The following is an 18,644-nucleotide window of genomic DNA, read 5'->3' as shown; positions in this document are numbered from 1 at the left end:
GAAGAAAACCTCAGAATCGTCTGAGGTTTCACGTAAAGTCAAAATAATTTCGCTTTAAATGGCGCTTCCATTTCATGAGCTCATCAAAATTCACTCGGTTTGGCAGTTCTTTAACATTTATCAGAAGGAGCTGATTTTCGATTTCATTGATTGTATCCTCGCTCTGATAGCTGATGCCGCAATCCGGACATTCCGTACAGGGCGTTTCAGAAATTTCGATGGCGCGTGATCCATCCGGCAGCTCCCAGTGAACAAGGTTGCTTGTTTTTACGGCATTTTCCGATTCACACCACTCGCAGCGCTCACTCATTTTCCGCCGCCTTCTTATCTTCGGATTTTAAAAGCTGGGCACGGTATTTCTTCTCTTTTAATTCGTCCCGCTTTTCCCGCTTGTTCTTTAAGCTTGCATGCTCTGGATTGGTTTCAAACGTTTTTCTTCGGCTGATGCGTCCGATGCCCTCAGGAATCAGGTTAAACTGTGCATCTTCATATAAACCTGCAATGCCTGACAATGATTTTTTCGAATCTGAGTCCGGATAGATTTCATTGAAATAATCTTCAGCAAGTCCCGGGACATAATTCTCCGGCTCCGGATACGTTGTGATCACACCCTCGAAATTTCGAAGAACCACTTTCCCCGGACTTTGGGAAATCAGATAGTTTGGCTGCAGAGCGATTTTCCCTCCGCCTCCCGGTGCATCCACTACGAATGTCGGTACGGCATAACCGCTTGTATGACCTCTTAGGCCTTCAATAATTTCGAGTCCTTTTGAAACAGGTGCACGGAAATGGCCGATGCCTTCAGATAGATCACACTGGTAAATGTAATACGGACGGACTCTGATTTTTACGAGGTCGTGCATGAGTTTTTTCATAATTTGAACGCTGTCATTGATGCCGGCAAGGATAACTGCCTGATTGCCGACAGGCACACCTGCATTAGCGAGCATCTCACAGGCCTTTTTGGACTCTTCTGTAATTTCGATGGATGTATTGAAATGGGTATTCAGCCAGATCGGATGGTATTTTTTCAGGATATTGCAGAGATTTTCAGTAATGCGCTGCGGAAATACGACCGGAGCACGCGTTCCAATCCGGATAATTTCAACATGATCAATAGCTCTCAAGTTTTTTAAAATATACTCTAAAATGGTGTCATTGATTAAAAGCCCGTCACCTCCTGAAATGAGGACATCCCGCACTTCCGGTGTTTGAGCAATATAAGCGATGGCATCGTCAAGCTGCTTCTTTGGCACTCCCATGCCGATTTGTCCTGAAAAGCGTCTTCTTGTACAGTAACGGCAATACATGGAGCATTGATTTGTCACCAGGAAAAGAACGCGGTCCGGATAGCGGTGGGTCAGGCCGGGCACAGGAGAATCTTCATCTTCATGCAGCGGATCTTCCAGGTCATACTTTGTTTTATTCAGCTCCTGGGAAATAGGCACCGACTGCATGCGGATCGGGCACCTTGGATCATCTTCGTTCATCAGCCACGCGTAGTATGGAGTTATATTCAAAGGAATGGTTTTCGTAGAGATTTTGACGCCTTCTTCTTCATCTGGTGTCAAGTTCACAACTTTTTTCAAATCTCCGAGTGTCCGGATTGTGTTCGTCAGCTGCCACAGCCAGTCATTCCATTGCTCTTCCGTCACATCTTTCCACAGCTCAATATCTTTCCAATGGCGTTTCGGCTTATACAAGTTGTATTTCACAGCAGTTCCCCCATTTCGGTCTTTACCACTATTACATGCAAAAAGCGTGCCAAGGTGACTAGAAAAGCGGAATCAGCCGTTTAGCTCCGATAGGCAGAAAAGAAATCGACCAGAAAGGCCGGGTTTGCCTTTTTGGGCGATTTTGTTCTGACAGAGGAGTTGGCTGATGGAGCTGGACAATCCAGAAAAGCGGAAGCGCTCGTTTAGCTCCGGGAGTCAGATAAGGAAATGGCGGAAAAGGCGCTTTTTGCCTTTACCGACAGTTCCGTTCTGACAGAGGAGTTGAGCGCTGGAGCTAGACAATTCGAAAAGCGGAGCCGACTGTTCAACCCTTTCAGTCAGATAAGAAATCACCGGAAAAGTCCGGTTTTGACTTTTTCGGGGATTTTGTTCTGACAGAGGAGCTGAGCGCTGGAACTGGACAATGCGAAAAGCGGAATCGCCTTGCTCAGCTCCGAAGGACAGAAAAAAATCACCGGAGGCCCGGTTACGTCTTTTTGAGTGATTTTATTGAGCGCTCACGAAAACGCCCCCAAATCCCACCCTATCCTTCTGACTCCAGTGCCGAATATTGGTCAGTACGATATTTTTTGAGCTTGTACTGCAGGGTTTGTCTTGGAATGCTGAGAAGCTTTGCAGCTTTCAGGACATTTCCTTTTGTTTGCTGCATAGCATCAAGGATCAGCTCGCGTTCATATTTTGACAGCCTGCTTTGCAGGGAACCGCCCCTTTCATCTGATTCTTCCTCATTCATTAAGTACGGAGGAAGGTGGCTCGGCAGAATCTGCCCTTCATCACACATGTTCATGGCAAATTCCAGGCAATGCTTGAGTTCCCGCACATTCCCCCGCCAGCGCTTACTGCTCAGCAGGCTCTCAGTCTCTTTTGAAAGGCCGGTTACCCGTTTGCCAAATTCCTGATTGTATTTTTTGATAAAAGCAGCCGCAAGGAGCGGGATGTCAGCTGGTCTTTCCCGGAGAGGAGGAAGGCTGAGCCCGAACACATTGAGCCTGAAATAAAGATCTTCTCTTATCTTATGTTCTTTTAAACATTGCTCAGGCGGGATATTCATGGCGGCAACCACTCTGACATCAACGTTTACCGCCCGGCTGCTGCCGATTCTTCTGATTGCCCCGTCGTCAATGACGCGAAGAAGCTTTGCCTGAAGGTTAATGGGCATCGACTGAAGTTCATCCAAAAAGAGAGTGCCGCCTTGGGAAAGTTCAAATAAACCTGCCCGGTCTGCGGCGCCTGTATAGCTTCCTTTCACCGTGCCAAACAGAAGGCTTTCAAGAAGGGCTTCCGGAAGGGCGGCACAGTTTTGGGCAATGAACGGCGCCTGTCTTCTCGCAGATTCGTTATGCACCGCCTGAACAACCAGTTCTTTCCCTGTACCCGTTTCCCCGTAGACCAGCAGATTGGAAGAAGTTCTTGCTACCTTTTTTATCAGCTCTTTCACATGAAGCAGATTGCTGCTGACTGTGAGAATGTCCTCAAGCCTGTAGACGGTTCCATTGACCGCTTTTGCTTTAGCTGGTGACGATATTCTTGACTGCAGGTCTGCAAGTCTCTCTGTCAGCTGCTTGATGGCAGAAAAATCCTTTGCAATTTCGACTGCTCCGATGACAGTGTTTCCTGATAAAATAGGAAGACTCGTATTCACCGTTTCAATTTTTTCGCCTTTTACATTTATGTAGGTCTGCGTGTGATGGTAAATCGGCTTTTTCGTCCTGATCGCCTTAAGAAGTGTGCTTGTGTCTTCTGACAGAGATGGAAAGGCGTCAAATAAATGTTTTCCCAGGACTTCTTCCGGTTTCAGTCCGTCGTGATAAGCTGCAATCTCATTGTAGAACACCGTCATCCCGTTTTCATCAACCGCATGAATGCCTTCATCAATTGTCTCTAAAATATGATGGATGAGCTTATCTCTAGTTTGGTCCGCCATAGCAATCCCCCTTAGTGCCGGTTTTCCAGCAGCAAACGCTCACTTTTCGGCAGACAAATCTTTGCACCAGACATTCATATTTTCAAGATTTGTACTGATGATGCAGTTATTTGTGAGTCTGCCGGTATATTCATAATCAAGCTGATAAAGAACTGCATTCATCCCAAAAGAGGCTGCCCTTGCAATGGAATAGGCACAGTAAATGCCTTCTTTCCTGAGCACGTCTTCAAGCTTCAGCAAAAGTGTTCTCATCAGCCGGTGCTGTCTAGCTTCAGGAAGCGTTGCACAGTCTGTCAGCTCTGCATTATGATAGGAATAATTTATTTCCGCTGATGCTGCACTGACGATTTGTTGATCTTTTTCAGCCAGAAAGTAAACCGTCCCTTCTTTCATCGTTTCCACAATATAATCTGAAGAATGAAGCGGCGTCGGATACACTTCAAATACCTTTTTGTAAAGAGACGCAAGCCCTTCTGCATCTGTTCTTTCTGCTTTTCGGAAGGTAAAACCTGAAGTATCCGGAAAGGCCGTTTTTTCTTTCTCATAAATGGCATTGATCATTCTGTCCTGCTCCGTCCACTCAGTCGTCGTTCTTCTGTCCTCGCTGAAGTATTTTGTAAAGAAGCAGGCATGATCACCGTGGAAATACCCTTTAATGACTGCTTCAAGCTGATACTGTCTTTTTAAAAGCTCATGAATATCCGAGCTTTTCCCCTTAATAATGAGCTTGGTGAAACCGCTGTCCAATGCTGCTTTTTCTGCACCAGCGAGTAGTTCTTCCATATTTCCCCGGTAATCATCAATTCTCATCCGGCTGTTAAAATGGTCAAAAACCGCAGTCGCCCTGTGCGACCTGCCTTTCAGTTCTTTTTCCTCTGTTTTATATTCGTTCACACTTTTCCTCCCCCTTTTGTTCAATCCAGAAAAAAAGAGTGCAGGAATTGCACTCACTCTTTTTTCCCAGCTGTATTACATGTTTGCATGATTAAATGAAATCAGTTTCAACTCGGTCAGTTCTTCCATTGCATATTTGATGCCTTCTCTTCCAAACCCGCTGTCTTTCACGCCGCCGTACGGCATATGATCAACGCGGAACGTGGGGATGTCATTGATCATCACCCCGCCGACATGGAGATCTTTTGCCGCTTTAAATGCAAGGTCCACTCTGTTTGTAAATACGCCTGCCTGAAGTCCGTACCGGGAGTTATTGACTTCTTCAATGGCTTCATCAAATGTCCGAAAGGAATTGATGATGGCAACAGGTGCGAATGCCTCCTGGCAGGAAAGACTGGTGTCAGAAGGCACATTCAGCAAAATGGCCGGTTCGATTGTCTGATTTTCTGACTCTTTTCCTCCGCACGCACGCGTTGCACCTGCTTCTTCGGCTTCCTCAATCCAGGCGATGGCGCGATCCACATCATCTCCTGAAATGAGTGAGGATACATCCGTCTGCTCATCAAGCGGATTCCCGACTTTCAATTTCCGTGTTTGCTCAACAGCCTGGGACACGAATTCATCAAATATGTCCTCATGCACATAAATACGCTGCACCGAGATACACACCTGCCCTGCAAATGCAAATGCTCCAGTGACGCATCTTGCTGCCACTTCAGAAACATTTGCATCTTCATTTACGATTACTGCCGAATTAGAGCCAAGCTCAAGAAGGGTTTTTCTCATGCCGGCTTCCTGCTTCAGCTTTTTTCCTACCTCTGGGCTGCCTGTAAATGTCAGGGCTTTTATTCGGTCATCCGATGTAAAATGCTTCCCTACCTCGCTGCCCTTGCCTGTGACAATGTTCAGTGCGCCCGCAGGCAGACCCGCTTCATGAAAAAGTTCTCCAATAAAATAGGAACTTAAAGGGGTTTGGGTTGCGGGTTTTAAAACAACCGTATTTCCTGAGGCAAATGCAGGACCCAGCTTGTGAGCCACTAGATTCATTGGGAAGTTAAACGGTGTGATGGCACCAATGACGCCAATAGGTTCCCGCACCGTATAGGCTGTTCGGTTTTCCCCTCCGGGTGCTGCATCCATTCTGATCGTTTCACCGTCGAGCCTTCTTGCCTCTTCTGCTGCAAATGTATAGGTCATGACTGTGCGGTCTACCTCTGCCCGGGCCGTTTTGATTGGCTTTGCTGCTTCTTTCGCGATGATTTGAGCCGCTTCCTCTTTTCGTTCCGCAAGAAGCTCTGCTGTTCGTTTAAGAATATCTGCCCGTTTGTGCGCAGGAAGCTCCTTCATTTCAAAAAATGCTTCAGATGCAGCATCCACGGCTGCTTTCACCATGCTGCCGTCTGCGATGGCGACTTCTGCAAGCCTCTCTTTTGAGTAGGGAGATGTCAGTTCCACATATGTTTCTGATTCTTCATATTTACCATTGATCCACAAATGCTGCTTCATTTCCGGTCACCTCTATTAGTAAGTCTTTTCCTGTACTTGTTTCCCCTCTCCTAAGCCCTGAAAACATCACTCAGACACTTCGCACCAGTCTAATAAGAACGCAGCAATCACTTTTGTGCAGGAGATCATCTGATCGATGTCGATATATTCATTTGGAAAATGCGCCATTTCTGTTTCTCCGGGACCAAAGACGATTGAGGGTATGCCGCCGGCGTGCGAAAGGAGACCGGCATCCGTCCCCCATGGGGATGCTTCAACCACAGGCTCTCTTTCCAGAATGTCGACATATGCTTTTGACAAAGCCTCTGTCAGCGGATGCGTTCCGTCAATTTCATTCGGCAGCCATCTTGCCCCGAACCATTCAAGCTCAGCAGGATGTTCTTTAAACCATTCATCTTTAGATGACAATTCATCTATCCATCCTTGAAATTCGGCCTGTACATCCTCAATGTTCTCATTCGGTGCAATTCCGCATCTGCCTTCAAGTGTCACAAGATCAGCTACCGATGAAGGCCATGTGCCTCCTTCTATTTTACCGATATTAATAGGAACTGGAATGGGAATTTTCTGATAGAGAGGATCTGTAATCCGTTTATTTCTTTTTTGTTCAAGCTCAAGCACATGCTGAACAACGAGGCTGGTCTTCTCAATGGCACTCACGCCTTCATATCTTGTTCCGCCATGTGCTGAGCGGCCTTTAATCTTAAGCCTGAACCACATGGACCCCTGCTGTTTTTGAAAGATTTTCATTTTAGTAGGCTCCGGAACAATCGCAGCATCCGCTTTATAGCCCCGCAGTATAGCTGCAAGTGTTCCTGCTCCTCCGCTTTCCTCCTCTATCACACTTTGAAAAATCACATCTCCCTTCAGTGAAATGCCTGATGCTTTAATGGCTTCTATTGCCATTAACAGACAGACATTCCCTCCTTTCATATCCGTTGACCCTCTCCCGTAAAGACGGTTATCCTTAACAGCTGCCTGATACGGATCAACTTCCCACTGCTTCAGATCTCCTTCCGGAACAACATCTACATGGCCGTTTAAAATAACAGACTTGCCGCCGCCCTTTCCTTTCATCACCCCAACGATATTCGGGCTGTCCTTAAAGGATGTTCTTGTCGCAACAAAATGGGGATGCTGCTTTAATGCTTTCCCCCCGGGTTCCCATAAATCGATGTCCAGGCTGAGCTGCCGGCACTTCTCAAGGACGACAGCCTGTGCTGATGCTTCATTCCCCTGAACACTCCGCTGTTCCACCATTTTCTTCAGCAGCTTAACGTGGCGGTGCCGGTTGTCATTGATCCAGGCGCAAACTAGCTTTTGTGAGTCTTCCATTCCATCACCTCTTCACTAAATTTCAGGTTTCAAGCTTCACCCCTGTGTGTTTGATCACATCCTCCACTGTGAAAGGAGGCATGACCTCAAGCAGCTTCAGACCACCCGGCTGCACTTCAAGCACGGCCATGTCCGTAATGATCATATTGACACATCGCTTTGAAGTGAGAGGCAGCGTACACTCTTCAAGGATTTTCGGTTCACCGTTTTTATTCACATGGTTCATCACAACGATGACTTTTTTGGCTTTTGCAGCAAGCTCCATGGCTCCTCCCATTCCAGGCACTCTTTTTCCCGGTACAATCCAGTTTGCAAGATCCCCTTTTCCGCTTACTTGAAGAGAGCCTAAAATCGTCATATCCACGCAGCCCCTGCGGATCATGCCGAATGCCGCTGCAGAATCAAAGTAAGAGGCCCAATTGCCTGCAGTGACCGGATAGCCTGCTGCATTGCACAGAGTGCCATCTTCTTCACCCGCTGCAGGTGTCGGGCCTATACCTAGTATTCCGTTTTCAGCCTGAATCATGACCTGGGGCTTTCCTGTTAAAAAATTTGGTACAAGCGAAGGAATGCCAATTCCGAGGTTGACAATCATGCCGTTTTCAATTTCCAGTGCAGCCCTTCTGGCAATTTTCTCTCTCACTTCGGCTCCCATACCCATTTCCAGTTCACCCCTTCACTTTGGACTATTGCCTGAACAAAAACGCCCGGCGTAATAATCGTTTCCGGGTCGAGTTCTCCGGAGCTTACAATCTGGTCCACCTCTGCTATCGTATAATCGCCTGCCATCGCCATCAAAGGATTCATGTTTCGGGCACTCTTTTCATAGACAATATTCCCAAACTCATCCGCTGTCCTGCCGCAGATAATCGCTACATCTGCCGTCAGGGCCGTTTCAAGCAAATAGGTCTTCCCGTTTACGGTTAACTTTTCTTTTCCTCTTTCCGCAATCTCGCTGCCTATGCCCACGTCACACAGGATCCCGCCAAGGCCCATCCCTCCTGCGCGGATTCTCTCTGCAAGCGTCCCTTGAGGAGAAAACTCAACATGCAGCTTCCCTTCTGACATCAGAGCCCCTGCAATAGGATTTGATCCTATATGTGAAGCAATCAGCTTTCGGACTCTTCCCGAAGAGACGATTCTTCCAATGCCGATATGGGGGAAACCGGCATCATTACAGATGATTTCAAGGTCCCGAACCCCTTTTTCAAGAATGGCATCTACAAGTGTAGGGGGAGTGCCTACTCCTCCAAATCCTCCGGCCATGAGAGTGCAGCCATCCTTTACTTTGGACAGTACTTCGTCTATTTGCCTGATCTTCTGAAAAGCGTTTGAAATCATACACATTCTCCTTTATACCGGGAGGACTTCAGCCTCTATCTCCGAAATGGTTTTGGAAAATAGCCGGACCAGCTCGTTTAGTTCTTCCTCACTGATCGTAAGCGGAGGAGCAATTAAAATGGCGTCTCCGTCTCCCCCTTCGATTCCTGCGGCAGCGGGATAAACAAGAAGTCCATTTGCCTGGGCTTTCTTAATAATGCGGCTTGTCAGGTGATAGGCTTTTGAAAAAGGCTTCTTTGTCGCTTTGTCTGCTACAAACTCAATGCCGATCATAAGTCCCATCCCTCTGACATCCCCAATGATGGAAGTCTTCTTCTGCAATTTCTGAAGCTGTTTCATCAGTATTTTCCCTTTTTCCGCCGATGCGTCATTCAGGCTGTTTTTTTCGATGTAATGCAAAACAGCAAGACTTGCTGCCGCAGATTGTGGATTGGCACTGTAGGTATGTCCGCTCATGATCAGTTTAGATCCCTGCTGAATCGGCCTCATCACCTTGTCGCTTACAAGTGTTGCAGCTATCGGGGCATACCCTGCGCTCATTCCTTTGCCGAGGGCCACAATATCCGGTAATACTCCCCAATGCTCTATTGCCAGAGTTTTCCCTGTTCTGCCAATGCCGGTCATGACTTCATCCGCAATCAGGAGGATATCATACCGGTCACAAATATCTCGGATTTTCTCATAGTAGCCTTCAGGGGGAGTTAGCGCCGCTCCTGCTGCACCTACAAGAGGCTCTGCCACAAATGCGGCAATATGTTCTGCTCCGGTCCTTCTGATTGCTGTTTCAAGTTCGCCTGTACATTTTGCTTTGCAGGATGCGGGCTTTAGGCCAAATGGACACCGGTAGCAGTATGGCGGGGAAACTTCCGGATTTGACTCAAGCAGCTGCTGAAAGCGGAACCGCCTTTCAGGATGGCCTGAAAGGGATAAGGCTCCTAACGTAATTCCGTGGTAGCTCATCCATCTCGATATGATCCTCGTTTTTTGAGGACGGTTCTGCTCCTGAAAATACTGAATGGCTGTCTTCATAGCCGTCTCAATTGCCTCTGACCCGCTGTTAACAAGAAATGTCCAGTTAAGGTCACCCGGCGTGATTTCTGAAAGCTTTTTTGCAAGTCCTTCAGCTGCATGGCTTGAAAACTGGGATCTGTATACAAAAGAAACGGCATTTGCCTGCTTACCCATTTCATCAATGATTTCCGGTACCCCGTGGCCTATTGAACATGTAACTGCTCCTGAAGAAGCGTCCATGTATTTTTTTCCTTCAGTATCAAAGAGATAAACACCTTGTCCATGGCTGACTATTTTATAGCTCTCATCAAGCATGGGTTTGATTAAATAGTCCCTCTCCACCCCGCCATTCACCCCAACCTTCTAATGTATCTTGCTCATTAATATATATGTGGAAGACAAAGCGGTTATTTCTCATTAGCGATCAAAGCCATCGACAAACCTGTTTCTGCCTGATGCCTTCAGTATCCACACAAAAGAAGGCTGTATTTTTTGTAAGCGCTATCATTAGTTTATAAACAAATTTCTTTTCACCTGCATACCATATCTTATTGAAGGGTCAGGTGATGGTTGTGCTGAAGTGGCTGTTTCACGGTTTCTTTTTCGCGATGTTTATTCTGCTTGCCTATTTTGGAGGCGGATCAGTCCTGTTTGCAGACGGGGAGACAGGGGAACGCGTCGTTACGGCTTTTTTTGTCATAATGACAGCAGCTTTTCTCGGAATGGTCTACCATTCTCTTTGCAGGCATTTTTTCAAATAAACGCTTGGAAATCCTCCAAGCGTTTTTATCTGCACTTTTATATAGAATAGGTCAGGAATTCACCTTTTTTCCCGCCCATTCTGGCATAAAAACGCTGAGCCCTTATATTGCTTTCAGCGGTCTCCCACGTCATCGCAGCAAAATGATGCTCCACCGAGTATGTATGGCAGCTTTTAAAAAGCTGTTCAGCAGCACCTTTCCCCCTGAATTCTTCCTTTACATATAGATCATTCATTACTGCAATCTCGCTTGCTCTTGTTGTGCTGTACGTGAAATAAAGGGTTGCAAACCCGACAAGTTTATTTCCTGCTTCTGCAACAAACTGAATACCTCTTTCTCCTTTAAAAAGCGTTTCAATGAGCTTTGTCAGCTTGTCTTCAGCAGGTTTTTCACATTGATAAAAATCTACAATGTACTCATACATCAGCCCCATTAATGCTTCTGTGTCTTTCTTCTCCGGATGCCTTACGATGGTCTTCAAAATGATCCATCCCCTTCTTATTCGTTTTTCCCTAATGAAAACCCTTCAAAAAATCTTCCTCCATACGGCTTTAAAATGTCCTCGGCCAGACGGATTACGCTCTCTTTTTCTCCAAGGCGGTAGTAATCCTCAAATGCGTCAAAAAATGATTCAGCCATCTGGTCGTCAAATTGTTTTAACGATCTATGTATCCATTTTGATTTGCCTATAAATCTTCCGTTTGTAAGCAAAATAAATTGATGGAGGAGTTCAGCAAGATTCCCTGCAACATGAATGCCCTCCGCACGAATTGTACAGCCGGTAAAGTCGTCCAAAGCATCGGTAATGAAATAGCGTCTGCTGTCAATTTCCTCTTGTGTCAGGGGCTCAGGACCCTTTTCAAGCAGAGCTGATGCTTCCTTTTTAATCGGGGCAAGCAGTTCCTCACCCCTCAGCACAATTCCTTCTGCTGTCATTCTCGGCATTGATGGTGTTCCGCGTTTGCAGTCTTCCTCAAAAAAATAACGATAAGATGAAAAATTATGTACAAATGCCTCTACAGGCCAGCCGAAATCGACAAACGATTCTCTGTAAGACTCTTCAATGCTCGAGTCAAATATGACAAGATCCAAGTCTGATGTATGAGTGCCTTCCCCTCTCACTACACTTCCCGCAAGCACAGCTGCGGAACATGAAGGAAACCTTTTTTCAACAATTTTCATTGCTGCCTCTGCAGGCTGAAGCCTCATTTTGTTTCCCCCCTCTCTCTTTTTAAAAAATAGATTCCTTTTTTTCACCGCAGCAGGTATAGTAGGAATGTTCTGTCTTTCTTCCATTATACTCATAATCTGGCAGAATGTAAGATTGTGATTTCCAATTAGAGACAGATTAACTTGACGTTTGGCCGGGTATAACATTTTTATCAAACTTATTGCAGGAGCGTTTTCTTATGACAAAAAACTATTTTCTTAAAATAAGAGACTTATCCGGGTTTCTCGTATTCCCCCTTCTCGGACTGATGTATGAATTTTTAAATGAAAGGCAGACAGATGCGGTTGACATGACCGCTCCGGCAGATGCTTATATTCCATTTGTCCCGGTTTTCATTCTTCCTTATATCATCTGGTATGTGTATATGTTTGGGTTTCTCCTGTTTTTCTGGTGGAAAGATTCAGCTGTTTACTGGAAAACTGTAATTGCCCTGACTGCAGGAGAATTAATCTGCTTCGGTGTTTATTTTTTCTTCCAGTCAACTGTTCCAAGACCCGAACTCACGGGTGATGGTTTCCTTATCCATCTTGTTTCGGTGATTTATCAGAACGACCAGCCGTTTAACTGCTTCCCAAGCATTCATGTACTGACTACCTTCATCATTATGCTCGTTCTTCCAAAATTCAAGCTTGGCAGAATGGTTGCATTTATCTCTCAGCTGACGGGAGTTTTGATTATTCTGTCAACGTTATTTGTAAAACAGCATGTGATCTATGATGTGATTGCATCGATTGCCCTTGGCCTCTCACTCTGGTATATTCTTTTTGAATTAAAGCGCGCTCCGGCACGTTTGCCTTCCGTTATCAAAGAAAGAGTGTCTGAAAGGAATGCCGGCTGACTTAAAGAACCTGAATGGGTTCTTTTTTTATATAAGCTGTCTATTTTTTTTAATCAATCCAGATGATTGAAAAAAATTTTTTTCTGAAGAAAGGCATTTACATCTCATCTGTCGAATTACTATCCATCACTTATTAGTACACTGCAAAGCGGCACAGGGACAAATGTGGGAAGGTTTCCATTCCATTAAGGAGGGGTATATTTACCATCATAATCATAGGTATTAATATGGCTTCTGCTCCGATGGGGACTTTGAATGAAGGAGGCTTTTAGGATGACTAACGAAAATGAAAGAGAAGACCTTTGTGATGAGTGTTCTTTTCACAAAAAGCTGACGTTTTCAGAAAAAGAAGAGTTATGGCTGTGTGAATCCTGCGCATCGGAAGAATAATAAACAAAAAAGCCGGAATTTTCCGGCTTTTTGTTTATTGACCCATCAGACATTTGTGGAAAATGTCCCGCAAATTTTGAATTTCCTCATCTGAAAGCATGCCGAACATGTTTTCAATCTGCTGGTTGATCTGCTTTCTTGCGGAATGGAGCAGTTCCTTTCCTGTCTCTGTTATTTCAAGGTTATAAGCTCTGCGATCCCTTTCGCTCTGGCACTTTTGCACAAAGCCGTCTTTAATCAGCTTGCTTGTCAGTACGGTGACTCCGCCCGTCGTTATCTGAAGCTGCTCTGCAAGCAGCGAAGGACGCTTGAGCCCTTCTGTCTCGAGAATCTGCAGAATCAGAATATGGGTTTTGGATAGTCCCACCTGATTCACATGGTTCCAGTCATTCATCCATTTGCGTTCCAGTGAAACAAAAATCTCAAACAGGGAGACGATATTTTCGTTTCTTTTCGTATTCATAGGGGTCATCTCCAGCATGCGTTATACTCTTGTCTGCCTAAGCTTGGCGAGCAGTTCTAAAGGAAGCAGCATTTGTTCCTCAAGAGGATGCTGTTCTTCTCCGTTTTTTTTCAAATCGGTGATCTCATTGTGCAGCCTTTCCATCTTCCGGTCAAGCTCGGCTGCCGATAATGCCGCTTCTCTGAGTTCATCAGTCAAATGTTCAGGTATAGCCTGGTTATATTTATAATAAATTTTATGTTCAAGACTTGCCCAGAAATCCATGGCTATCGTTCGGATTTGAACCTCAACCATCACATTCTCCTGTCTGTCAGACATGAAAACAGGAATTTCTGCCAATAAATGAAGGCTTTGGTAGCCATTCGGCTTTGGGTTCTTAATATAATCCTTGCATTCGACGATATGGATGTCTTTCTGGTTTTGAATCATATCGCTGATCTGATAAATATCAGATAAAAACGAGCATGTTATACGAATTCCCGCTATATCTTTCATATTTTTTCTGATTTCTTCCAGTGAAAAAACATAGTTTTTACGATGCATTTTTTTCATGATGCTTTCAGGCGACTTAAGCCTCGAGCTTACGTGCTCAATAGGGCTGTAATCGTGAATATACTGAAATTCCTGTTTTAAAATATTTATTTTCGTATTCATTTCTTCAAGTGCAAACTTGTAGGACATCATAAAGCGCGTGAGTTCTCTCTTGATTGTCTTAAGCTTCTCTGCACTCATTTCCGGCACTTTAAAATCTTCCACCGTATAAACTCCTCCAGTTAATTTGGAAGCATCGTTTTTGCTTCAAGCAGTCTAAGTAAGTATGCCCTGATATTTCTTGGCAAAAACTTGCGGATTTCATCTTCATTAAATCCTACAAGAAATTTTTTTTCATCCATGACAATCGGGCACCGCAGCAACCCTGGTTTAGACTTAAGAAGCTCAAGCAATTCGTGCATGTGCAAAGAATCGAGGTTAACGTCAAGCTCCTGAAACTGCTTCGACCGGGTTGAAAGAATTTCATCTGTCCCTTCTTCTGTCATACGCAATATCTGTTTAAGTTCCTTCATTGTCAGAGGTTCAGTTAAAAGATTTCTTTCTGTATATAAAATATCGTGCTCTTCCATCCAAAGCTTTGTCTTTCTGCAGGATGAGCAGCTGCATGATGTAAACAACGTAATGGCCATAAATGATTCCTCTCCTTCAAAGATTGATCATAAGTCCCACCTGTTTGTAAAACATGTACGATATATATATCTTACAAGTAAGATATATATAAATCAACTAATATGCTTTTTCTTGTTTTATGTGTTTTTATGCAAGAAAAAAGCCATCACTTAAAAAGGGATGACTTTACAGGCCTTCTGCGGCTGCTTGTTCTAAGGGGTTTATCCGGGTATAGAGCCAGAATGGAATCCATCACGCTGTGTCCGCACACCAGACACTTGCTGTCTTCGTGCTGCTGCTCACACTTGCATTTAGGACAATGTTTTTGTTCTTCCATAGGATATGCTTCCCTCCTGCTTAGATATCTTTCTTGGTATTATCGGCTGTTGTTCTATTTTCTTTACTGCGCCAATCCATTTTTAAAAGTGAATACATATACAAATCATCAAATTTCCCGCAAGTGTATTCATAATGTCTAAGCAGGCCTTCCCTGATGAACCCTTGCCTTTCCGCGAGCTTTATGGAAGGTGAATTGGAAGGTTCAATTAAGGCTTCGATTCGTTCAAGCTTTAAATGATCAAACCCGTAGCTGATAATGGCCTGAAGAGCTTCAGCCGCAATCCCTTTTCTCCAACACTCTCGGCTTAATTCATAGCCAATTTCAGCGCGGAAATGGTTTGGTTTTCTGTTTAAGAAGCCGCAGCTTCCAATCATGATGCCTGATTCTTTAAGAGAGATTGCCCATCTGATGCCAGTGCCTTCTTGAAAAATTTCCCGGTACCAATCCAATTCGCCGTAAACGTCCTGTAAAGATGTAAATGGATTCAGACCCATATGCCGGACAACTTCTTCATCAGACAAATAGCGGAGCATGTCCGCTGCATCTTCTTGAACAGCCTTTCTCAAAAGCAATCTCTCTGTTTCAATAACAGGAAATGATGTTTCCACTGTGATGCATCTCCATTTTCTAACTGTTCACAAATGCCGGCAGAGCGGATATTAAAAGGTTTTTTCAGCATTCAGACATACAGCAGTCTCTTTGATACGAAATTATTCGCCATGTTTTTACAATTATCCTTCTTTTTCTCTCTATTTCTAAGTTCTGCTGGTCAAAAAAACGGATTTCCTTCCATCCCCATCCACAATTGCGTTTGTTCAATGTCTCCTGCAAGTGAAACAAGCAAGTCTTCTCTTCCTTTAGGCGCTATAAACTGAACTCCAAGCGGGAGTCCTTGTTTTGTCATATGCGTTGGGACACTCATTGCCGGCTGTCCCGTCAAATTGGCCAGCTGGGTAAACGGCGTGTACGTCAAGCTTTTCAGGAACATGTCATAGACAAATGGAAGATGCTCGTCCTTATGGCGTTCGCTGATTTTCAGCAGCGTCTGAATTTCTTCTTCCTTTTGCATTAATTCTCCAATTTCCGGTGCGGCAAAGGCAGTCGCAGGTGTCAGATACAAATCAAACGTCTCATGGAAAGCTGCCATCTGAGCTGCTGCAAAATCCCACTCTGCAAGACTCTTAGAAAATTCGGCCGCTGTTACAGAATGCCCGGCCGTACTCAGAACCCAGGTCACAATGTCCACGTCATTTGCCGCAATCGGCCGCCCAAGCATCTTCTCCAAGTCAAGAATCGTTGCCGACATCTCTCCATTGTTCATCGTATAATAATTCTCCATCAGTCTGACTCCGTCTATACCATTTCCGCGTTCCTCTACTTGGTGCCCCTGACTTTCAAGCCAGCCGGCCATGCGATGAACGGCCTCTTCTGCTTCGCTGCTTACTTTTGTCCCAACTGGTGACTGGGTCTGAAAAGCAATCCGCAGCGGCTTTTTCATTCCTGATTTAAGAGTGTCCGTATATTTCCCTTCAAACAAAGGCGTATGAAAGGCTGCTTCCGGCTGGATCACCTGCAGAAGATCAAGCATCGCAGCACTGTCCCGCACTGATTTTGTCAGGACAAAATCAATGGATGCCCCGTGCCATTGCCTGCCCACACTTGGCCCGACTGGAGTTCTTCCTCTTGTAGGTTTTAATCCGAAAAGGCCGGTAAAAGAGGCCGGAATCCGGATGGAGCCTCCGCCGTCGCTGGCACCGGCTATCGGCACCATTCCTGATGCCACAGCGGCCGCTGAACCGCCGCTTGAACCGCCGGCTGAAAACTTTGTGTTCCACGGATTTTTAGTCGCACCGTGCAGTTCAGGTTCCGTAATGTTTCTCAAACCGAATTCCGGTGTGTTTGTGTGGCCGATCAAAGTAAAACCTGCTTTTCTTAAACGCGCGACAAAATGGGAATCTCTTTTCGCTGTATTGTTTGTCAAAAGCTTTGAACCCGCAGTCAGAGGTTCTCCTTCAACAGCCTGTGAAATGTCTTTCAGCAGCATCGGAACTCCTGCAAACGGCTGGGAATCCTCTTTCAGCTCCTGTATTTCCTTCAGTGCTTTCTCCTGCCTGGTTCGGACAACACCGTTTACTAGCGGATTGACATTTTCAATCTGCTTAAATGCAGCATCTGCCAGTTCATGAGGGGAAACCTCTCTTTTTTTAACCAATTCTGCAAGACCGGTTGCATCGAAGGACGCGTATGTATGCAAATCCATCATTTTTTTCATCTCCTGTCATTTTCAGCTGTCCGACTCTCATAGTTTTCCAATCAGCTCTTCTGTCTCGCTTCCTTTAAATTCAACATAAAAAGGCTGTATTTCATCGTTTAAACAATATTCAATTCTCTGCCTGAAATTTTTCCAGGTGACCATTTCAAGGGCCTGCTCAATTGGAAAATACCCCACTTCTAAACTCTCAGGACTTGTCTCGGGCTTTCCTCCAACCGGCTTACCCATAAAAAGTGTATTGCAGATTGAACGGTCTACATTTTGAAAAATTCCGCAGAATTTCGTCACTTCGATGATGATTCCCGATTCTTCCTGTGTTTCTCTGATGGCTGCTGCTTTCAGTGATTCGCCTTCTTCTACTTGTCCCCCGGGAATCTCCCACCCTCTTTTCGGACCTTTTATAAGTAAGATTTCTCTCTTTTCATTAAGTACAATAGTCGCTGCGGAAACAATATGTTTTGGCGGCTGCATCCCGATCCCCCATACTTTTTAAATTCCAAGCCGGGTCCTATTTTTCTGTCAATTGATACCCGATGGATTCAAGCGCAGTGCTAATATCCTTTGCAAATGAAGCTTTGATCTGATCAAAGCTTCTGTGTCTGTACTGCTCGATTGCAAAATCGGCAGTTACTCCGGTTATAATTGTGTCGGTACCAATTAACTTTAATGCCTCTGTCAGAGTAAAAAGAAGATTTGAAAATAAATCGTCCTGAACGAAGAGTTTTGACAAATCAATGATGAAGCAGGAAATGCTGTGAATAGAAGCATTTTCAAGCACATCCGAGATGATTTTTTCTGAGCGGATTTCATCCACCGTTCCCTGGAGGGAGAGAATAGATACACCATCTGTTATTGGGATAATGGGGACACTTAAAAAACCAAGGTCATATTTCGCTCGGTCAAGCTCAATGATGTGCGAGAGCAATTCAGCCATCGAAGAAAGGTATTCAGCATCTTCTTTTGAGAACTCTTTTTCATTCCTGTCCATAACACACAGCGTCCCAAATACGTTTCCGTTCACATCTTTCAGGGTGACACCTAAAAACCCTTTCATCTTAAGGTCCCCAGTAACAGAAAGGTCCTTTGTCATGCCGTATTGCATGAGATTTGATGTCGTCATCATCCCATTTTCAATAATGTGCCTGCAATAGGTGCTGCTGTATTCTACAATGTATCCTTCTGGAATAATTTCTTCTGTATGGTTGTAGGAGCTAAGGACGGTTATAGCTGTATGCCCTCTTTTCGTCACATAAGCAACAGGTACATTCAGCCGGTCACAAATCATTGCAAACATTTTTTTTGAGACAGTGCCGAGAGAAGAATAGCCTGACTTCAATTGATCTTTGCCAGTTTTCAAATAAACCCTCCTAAAGGATACAATGTGGACTCTTTCGATAAGTATAGCATGGAAAACCTCTGCTCAACATTTTCAGGAATGTAA

General features: G+C 44.9%; 21 protein-coding genes. 2 read left to right on the top strand and 19 right to left on the bottom strand.

All coding sequences use genetic code 11. From position 1 onward, the window contains the following. Positions 1-28 precede the first annotated feature (28 nt). The 9 genes from MHB63_18690 to MHB63_18650 all read right to left on the bottom strand — a co-directional run bounded on the left by MHB63_18690 (position 29) and on the right by MHB63_18650 (position 10,089). The gene (locus MHB63_18690) at positions 29-310 is read right to left on the bottom strand and encodes a YokU family protein (GenBank protein MEK3808553.1); all 282 of its coding nucleotides are present in this window, start codon (positions 308-310) and stop codon (positions 29-31) included. Next, the gene (ablA, locus tag MHB63_18685) at positions 303-1,715 is read right to left on the bottom strand and encodes a lysine 2,3-aminomutase (protein ID MEK3808552.1); all 1,413 of its coding nucleotides are present in this window, start codon (positions 1,713-1,715) and stop codon (positions 303-305) included. Before ablA ends, MHB63_18690 begins: the two co-directional genes overlap by 8 nt. A gap of 544 nt (positions 1,716-2,259) precedes the next feature. Further along, complete coding sequence (locus MHB63_18680; protein ID MEK3808551.1) at positions 2,260-3,660, bottom strand: sigma 54-interacting transcriptional regulator; 1,401 nt, start codon at positions 3,658-3,660, stop codon at positions 2,260-2,262. Between the two features lie 39 nt (positions 3,661-3,699). Further along, complete coding sequence (ablB, locus tag MHB63_18675; protein MEK3808550.1) at positions 3,700-4,554, bottom strand: putative beta-lysine N-acetyltransferase; 855 nt, start codon at positions 4,552-4,554, stop codon at positions 3,700-3,702. A gap of 75 nt (positions 4,555-4,629) precedes the next feature. After that, on the bottom strand, positions 4,630-6,060 hold the full coding sequence (locus MHB63_18670) for an aldehyde dehydrogenase family protein (GenBank protein MEK3808549.1): 1,431 nt from the start codon (positions 6,058-6,060) through the stop codon (positions 4,630-4,632). Between the two features lie 66 nt (positions 6,061-6,126). Beyond that, the gene (locus MHB63_18665; protein ID MEK3808548.1) at positions 6,127-7,395 is read right to left on the bottom strand and encodes a peptidase; all 1,269 of its coding nucleotides are present in this window, start codon (positions 7,393-7,395) and stop codon (positions 6,127-6,129) included. Between the two features lie 22 nt (positions 7,396-7,417). Beyond that, positions 7,418-8,056: a 3-oxoacid CoA-transferase subunit B gene (locus tag MHB63_18660; protein MEK3808547.1), complete on the bottom strand. Its 639-nt coding sequence runs from the start codon at positions 8,054-8,056 to the stop codon at positions 7,418-7,420. Beyond that, positions 8,035-8,742: a CoA transferase subunit A gene (locus tag MHB63_18655; protein MEK3808546.1), complete on the bottom strand. Its 708-nt coding sequence runs from the start codon at positions 8,740-8,742 to the stop codon at positions 8,035-8,037. The genes MHB63_18660 and MHB63_18655 overlap by 22 nt, the downstream gene beginning before the upstream one ends. A gap of 6 nt (positions 8,743-8,748) precedes the next feature. Further along, the gene (locus tag MHB63_18650) at positions 8,749-10,089 is read right to left on the bottom strand and encodes an aspartate aminotransferase family protein (GenBank protein MEK3808545.1); all 1,341 of its coding nucleotides are present in this window, start codon (positions 10,087-10,089) and stop codon (positions 8,749-8,751) included. A 224-nt stretch (positions 10,090-10,313) separates the two neighbouring features. On the opposite strand from MHB63_18650, the gene MHB63_18645 reads away from it, so the two are divergent. Beyond that, positions 10,314-10,508, top strand: coding sequence for a hypothetical protein (locus MHB63_18645; protein ID MEK3808544.1), 195 nt, complete (start codon positions 10,314-10,316; stop codon positions 10,506-10,508). 37 nt (positions 10,509-10,545) lie between these two features. Here the strand turns inward: MHB63_18645 and MHB63_18640 are convergent, their stop codons facing one another. Both MHB63_18640 and MHB63_18635 read right to left on the bottom strand, forming a co-directional pair. Then, entirely contained in the window at positions 10,546-10,989 is a 444-nt protein-coding gene (locus tag MHB63_18640) for a GNAT family N-acetyltransferase (GenBank protein MEK3808543.1), read from the bottom strand. Between the two features lie 17 nt (positions 10,990-11,006). Continuing rightward, positions 11,007-11,717 (bottom strand): nucleotidyltransferase domain-containing protein, encoded by a 711-nt coding sequence (locus tag MHB63_18635; GenBank protein ID MEK3808542.1) that lies wholly within the window; start codon positions 11,715-11,717, stop codon positions 11,007-11,009. 200 nt (positions 11,718-11,917) lie between these two features. Here MHB63_18635 and MHB63_18630 point away from each other — a divergent pair, with 200 nt between their 5' ends. After that, complete coding sequence (locus MHB63_18630) at positions 11,918-12,577, top strand: phosphatase PAP2 family protein (protein MEK3808541.1); 660 nt, start codon at positions 11,918-11,920, stop codon at positions 12,575-12,577. 424 nt (positions 12,578-13,001) lie between these two features. On the opposite strand, the gene MHB63_18625 is transcribed toward MHB63_18630, so the two are convergent. The 8 genes from MHB63_18625 to MHB63_18590 form a co-directional block, all read right to left on the bottom strand. Then, on the bottom strand, positions 13,002-13,430 hold the full coding sequence (locus tag MHB63_18625; protein MEK3808540.1) for a MarR family transcriptional regulator: 429 nt from the start codon (positions 13,428-13,430) through the stop codon (positions 13,002-13,004). 21 nt (positions 13,431-13,451) lie between these two features. Continuing rightward, positions 13,452-14,162 (bottom strand): GTP pyrophosphokinase family protein, encoded by a 711-nt coding sequence (locus MHB63_18620; GenBank protein ID MEK3808539.1) that lies wholly within the window; start codon positions 14,160-14,162, stop codon positions 13,452-13,454. A gap of 41 nt (positions 14,163-14,203) precedes the next feature. Then, positions 14,204-14,611 (bottom strand): transcriptional regulator Spx, encoded by a 408-nt coding sequence (gene spx / locus MHB63_18615; protein MEK3808538.1) that lies wholly within the window; start codon positions 14,609-14,611, stop codon positions 14,204-14,206. A gap of 146 nt (positions 14,612-14,757) precedes the next feature. Then, positions 14,758-14,928 (bottom strand): hypothetical protein, encoded by a 171-nt coding sequence (locus MHB63_18610; protein ID MEK3808537.1) that lies wholly within the window; start codon positions 14,926-14,928, stop codon positions 14,758-14,760. Between the two features lie 20 nt (positions 14,929-14,948). Then, a complete protein-coding gene (locus MHB63_18605) occupies positions 14,949-15,539 on the bottom strand; it encodes a GNAT family protein (GenBank protein ID MEK3808536.1) in 591 nt (196 codons plus the stop codon). 161 nt (positions 15,540-15,700) lie between these two features. Further along, entirely contained in the window at positions 15,701-17,191 is a 1,491-nt protein-coding gene (locus MHB63_18600) for an amidase (protein ID MEK3808535.1), read from the bottom strand. 39 nt (positions 17,192-17,230) lie between these two features. After that, positions 17,231-17,674, bottom strand: a complete 444-nt coding sequence (locus tag MHB63_18595; GenBank protein MEK3808534.1) for an NUDIX domain-containing protein — start codon at positions 17,672-17,674, stop codon at positions 17,231-17,233. A gap of 37 nt (positions 17,675-17,711) precedes the next feature. Further along, positions 17,712-18,560: a GAF domain-containing protein gene (locus MHB63_18590; protein MEK3808533.1), complete on the bottom strand. Its 849-nt coding sequence runs from the start codon at positions 18,558-18,560 to the stop codon at positions 17,712-17,714. Positions 18,561-18,644 lie beyond the last annotated feature (84 nt).

It is taken from the genome of Bacillus sp. FSL H8-0547 (assembly GCA_038002745.1).
Taxonomy (GTDB): domain Bacteria; phylum Bacillota; class Bacilli; order Bacillales; family Bacillaceae; genus Bacillus_P.
This window is presented reverse-complemented; position numbering and strand designations above follow the sequence as displayed.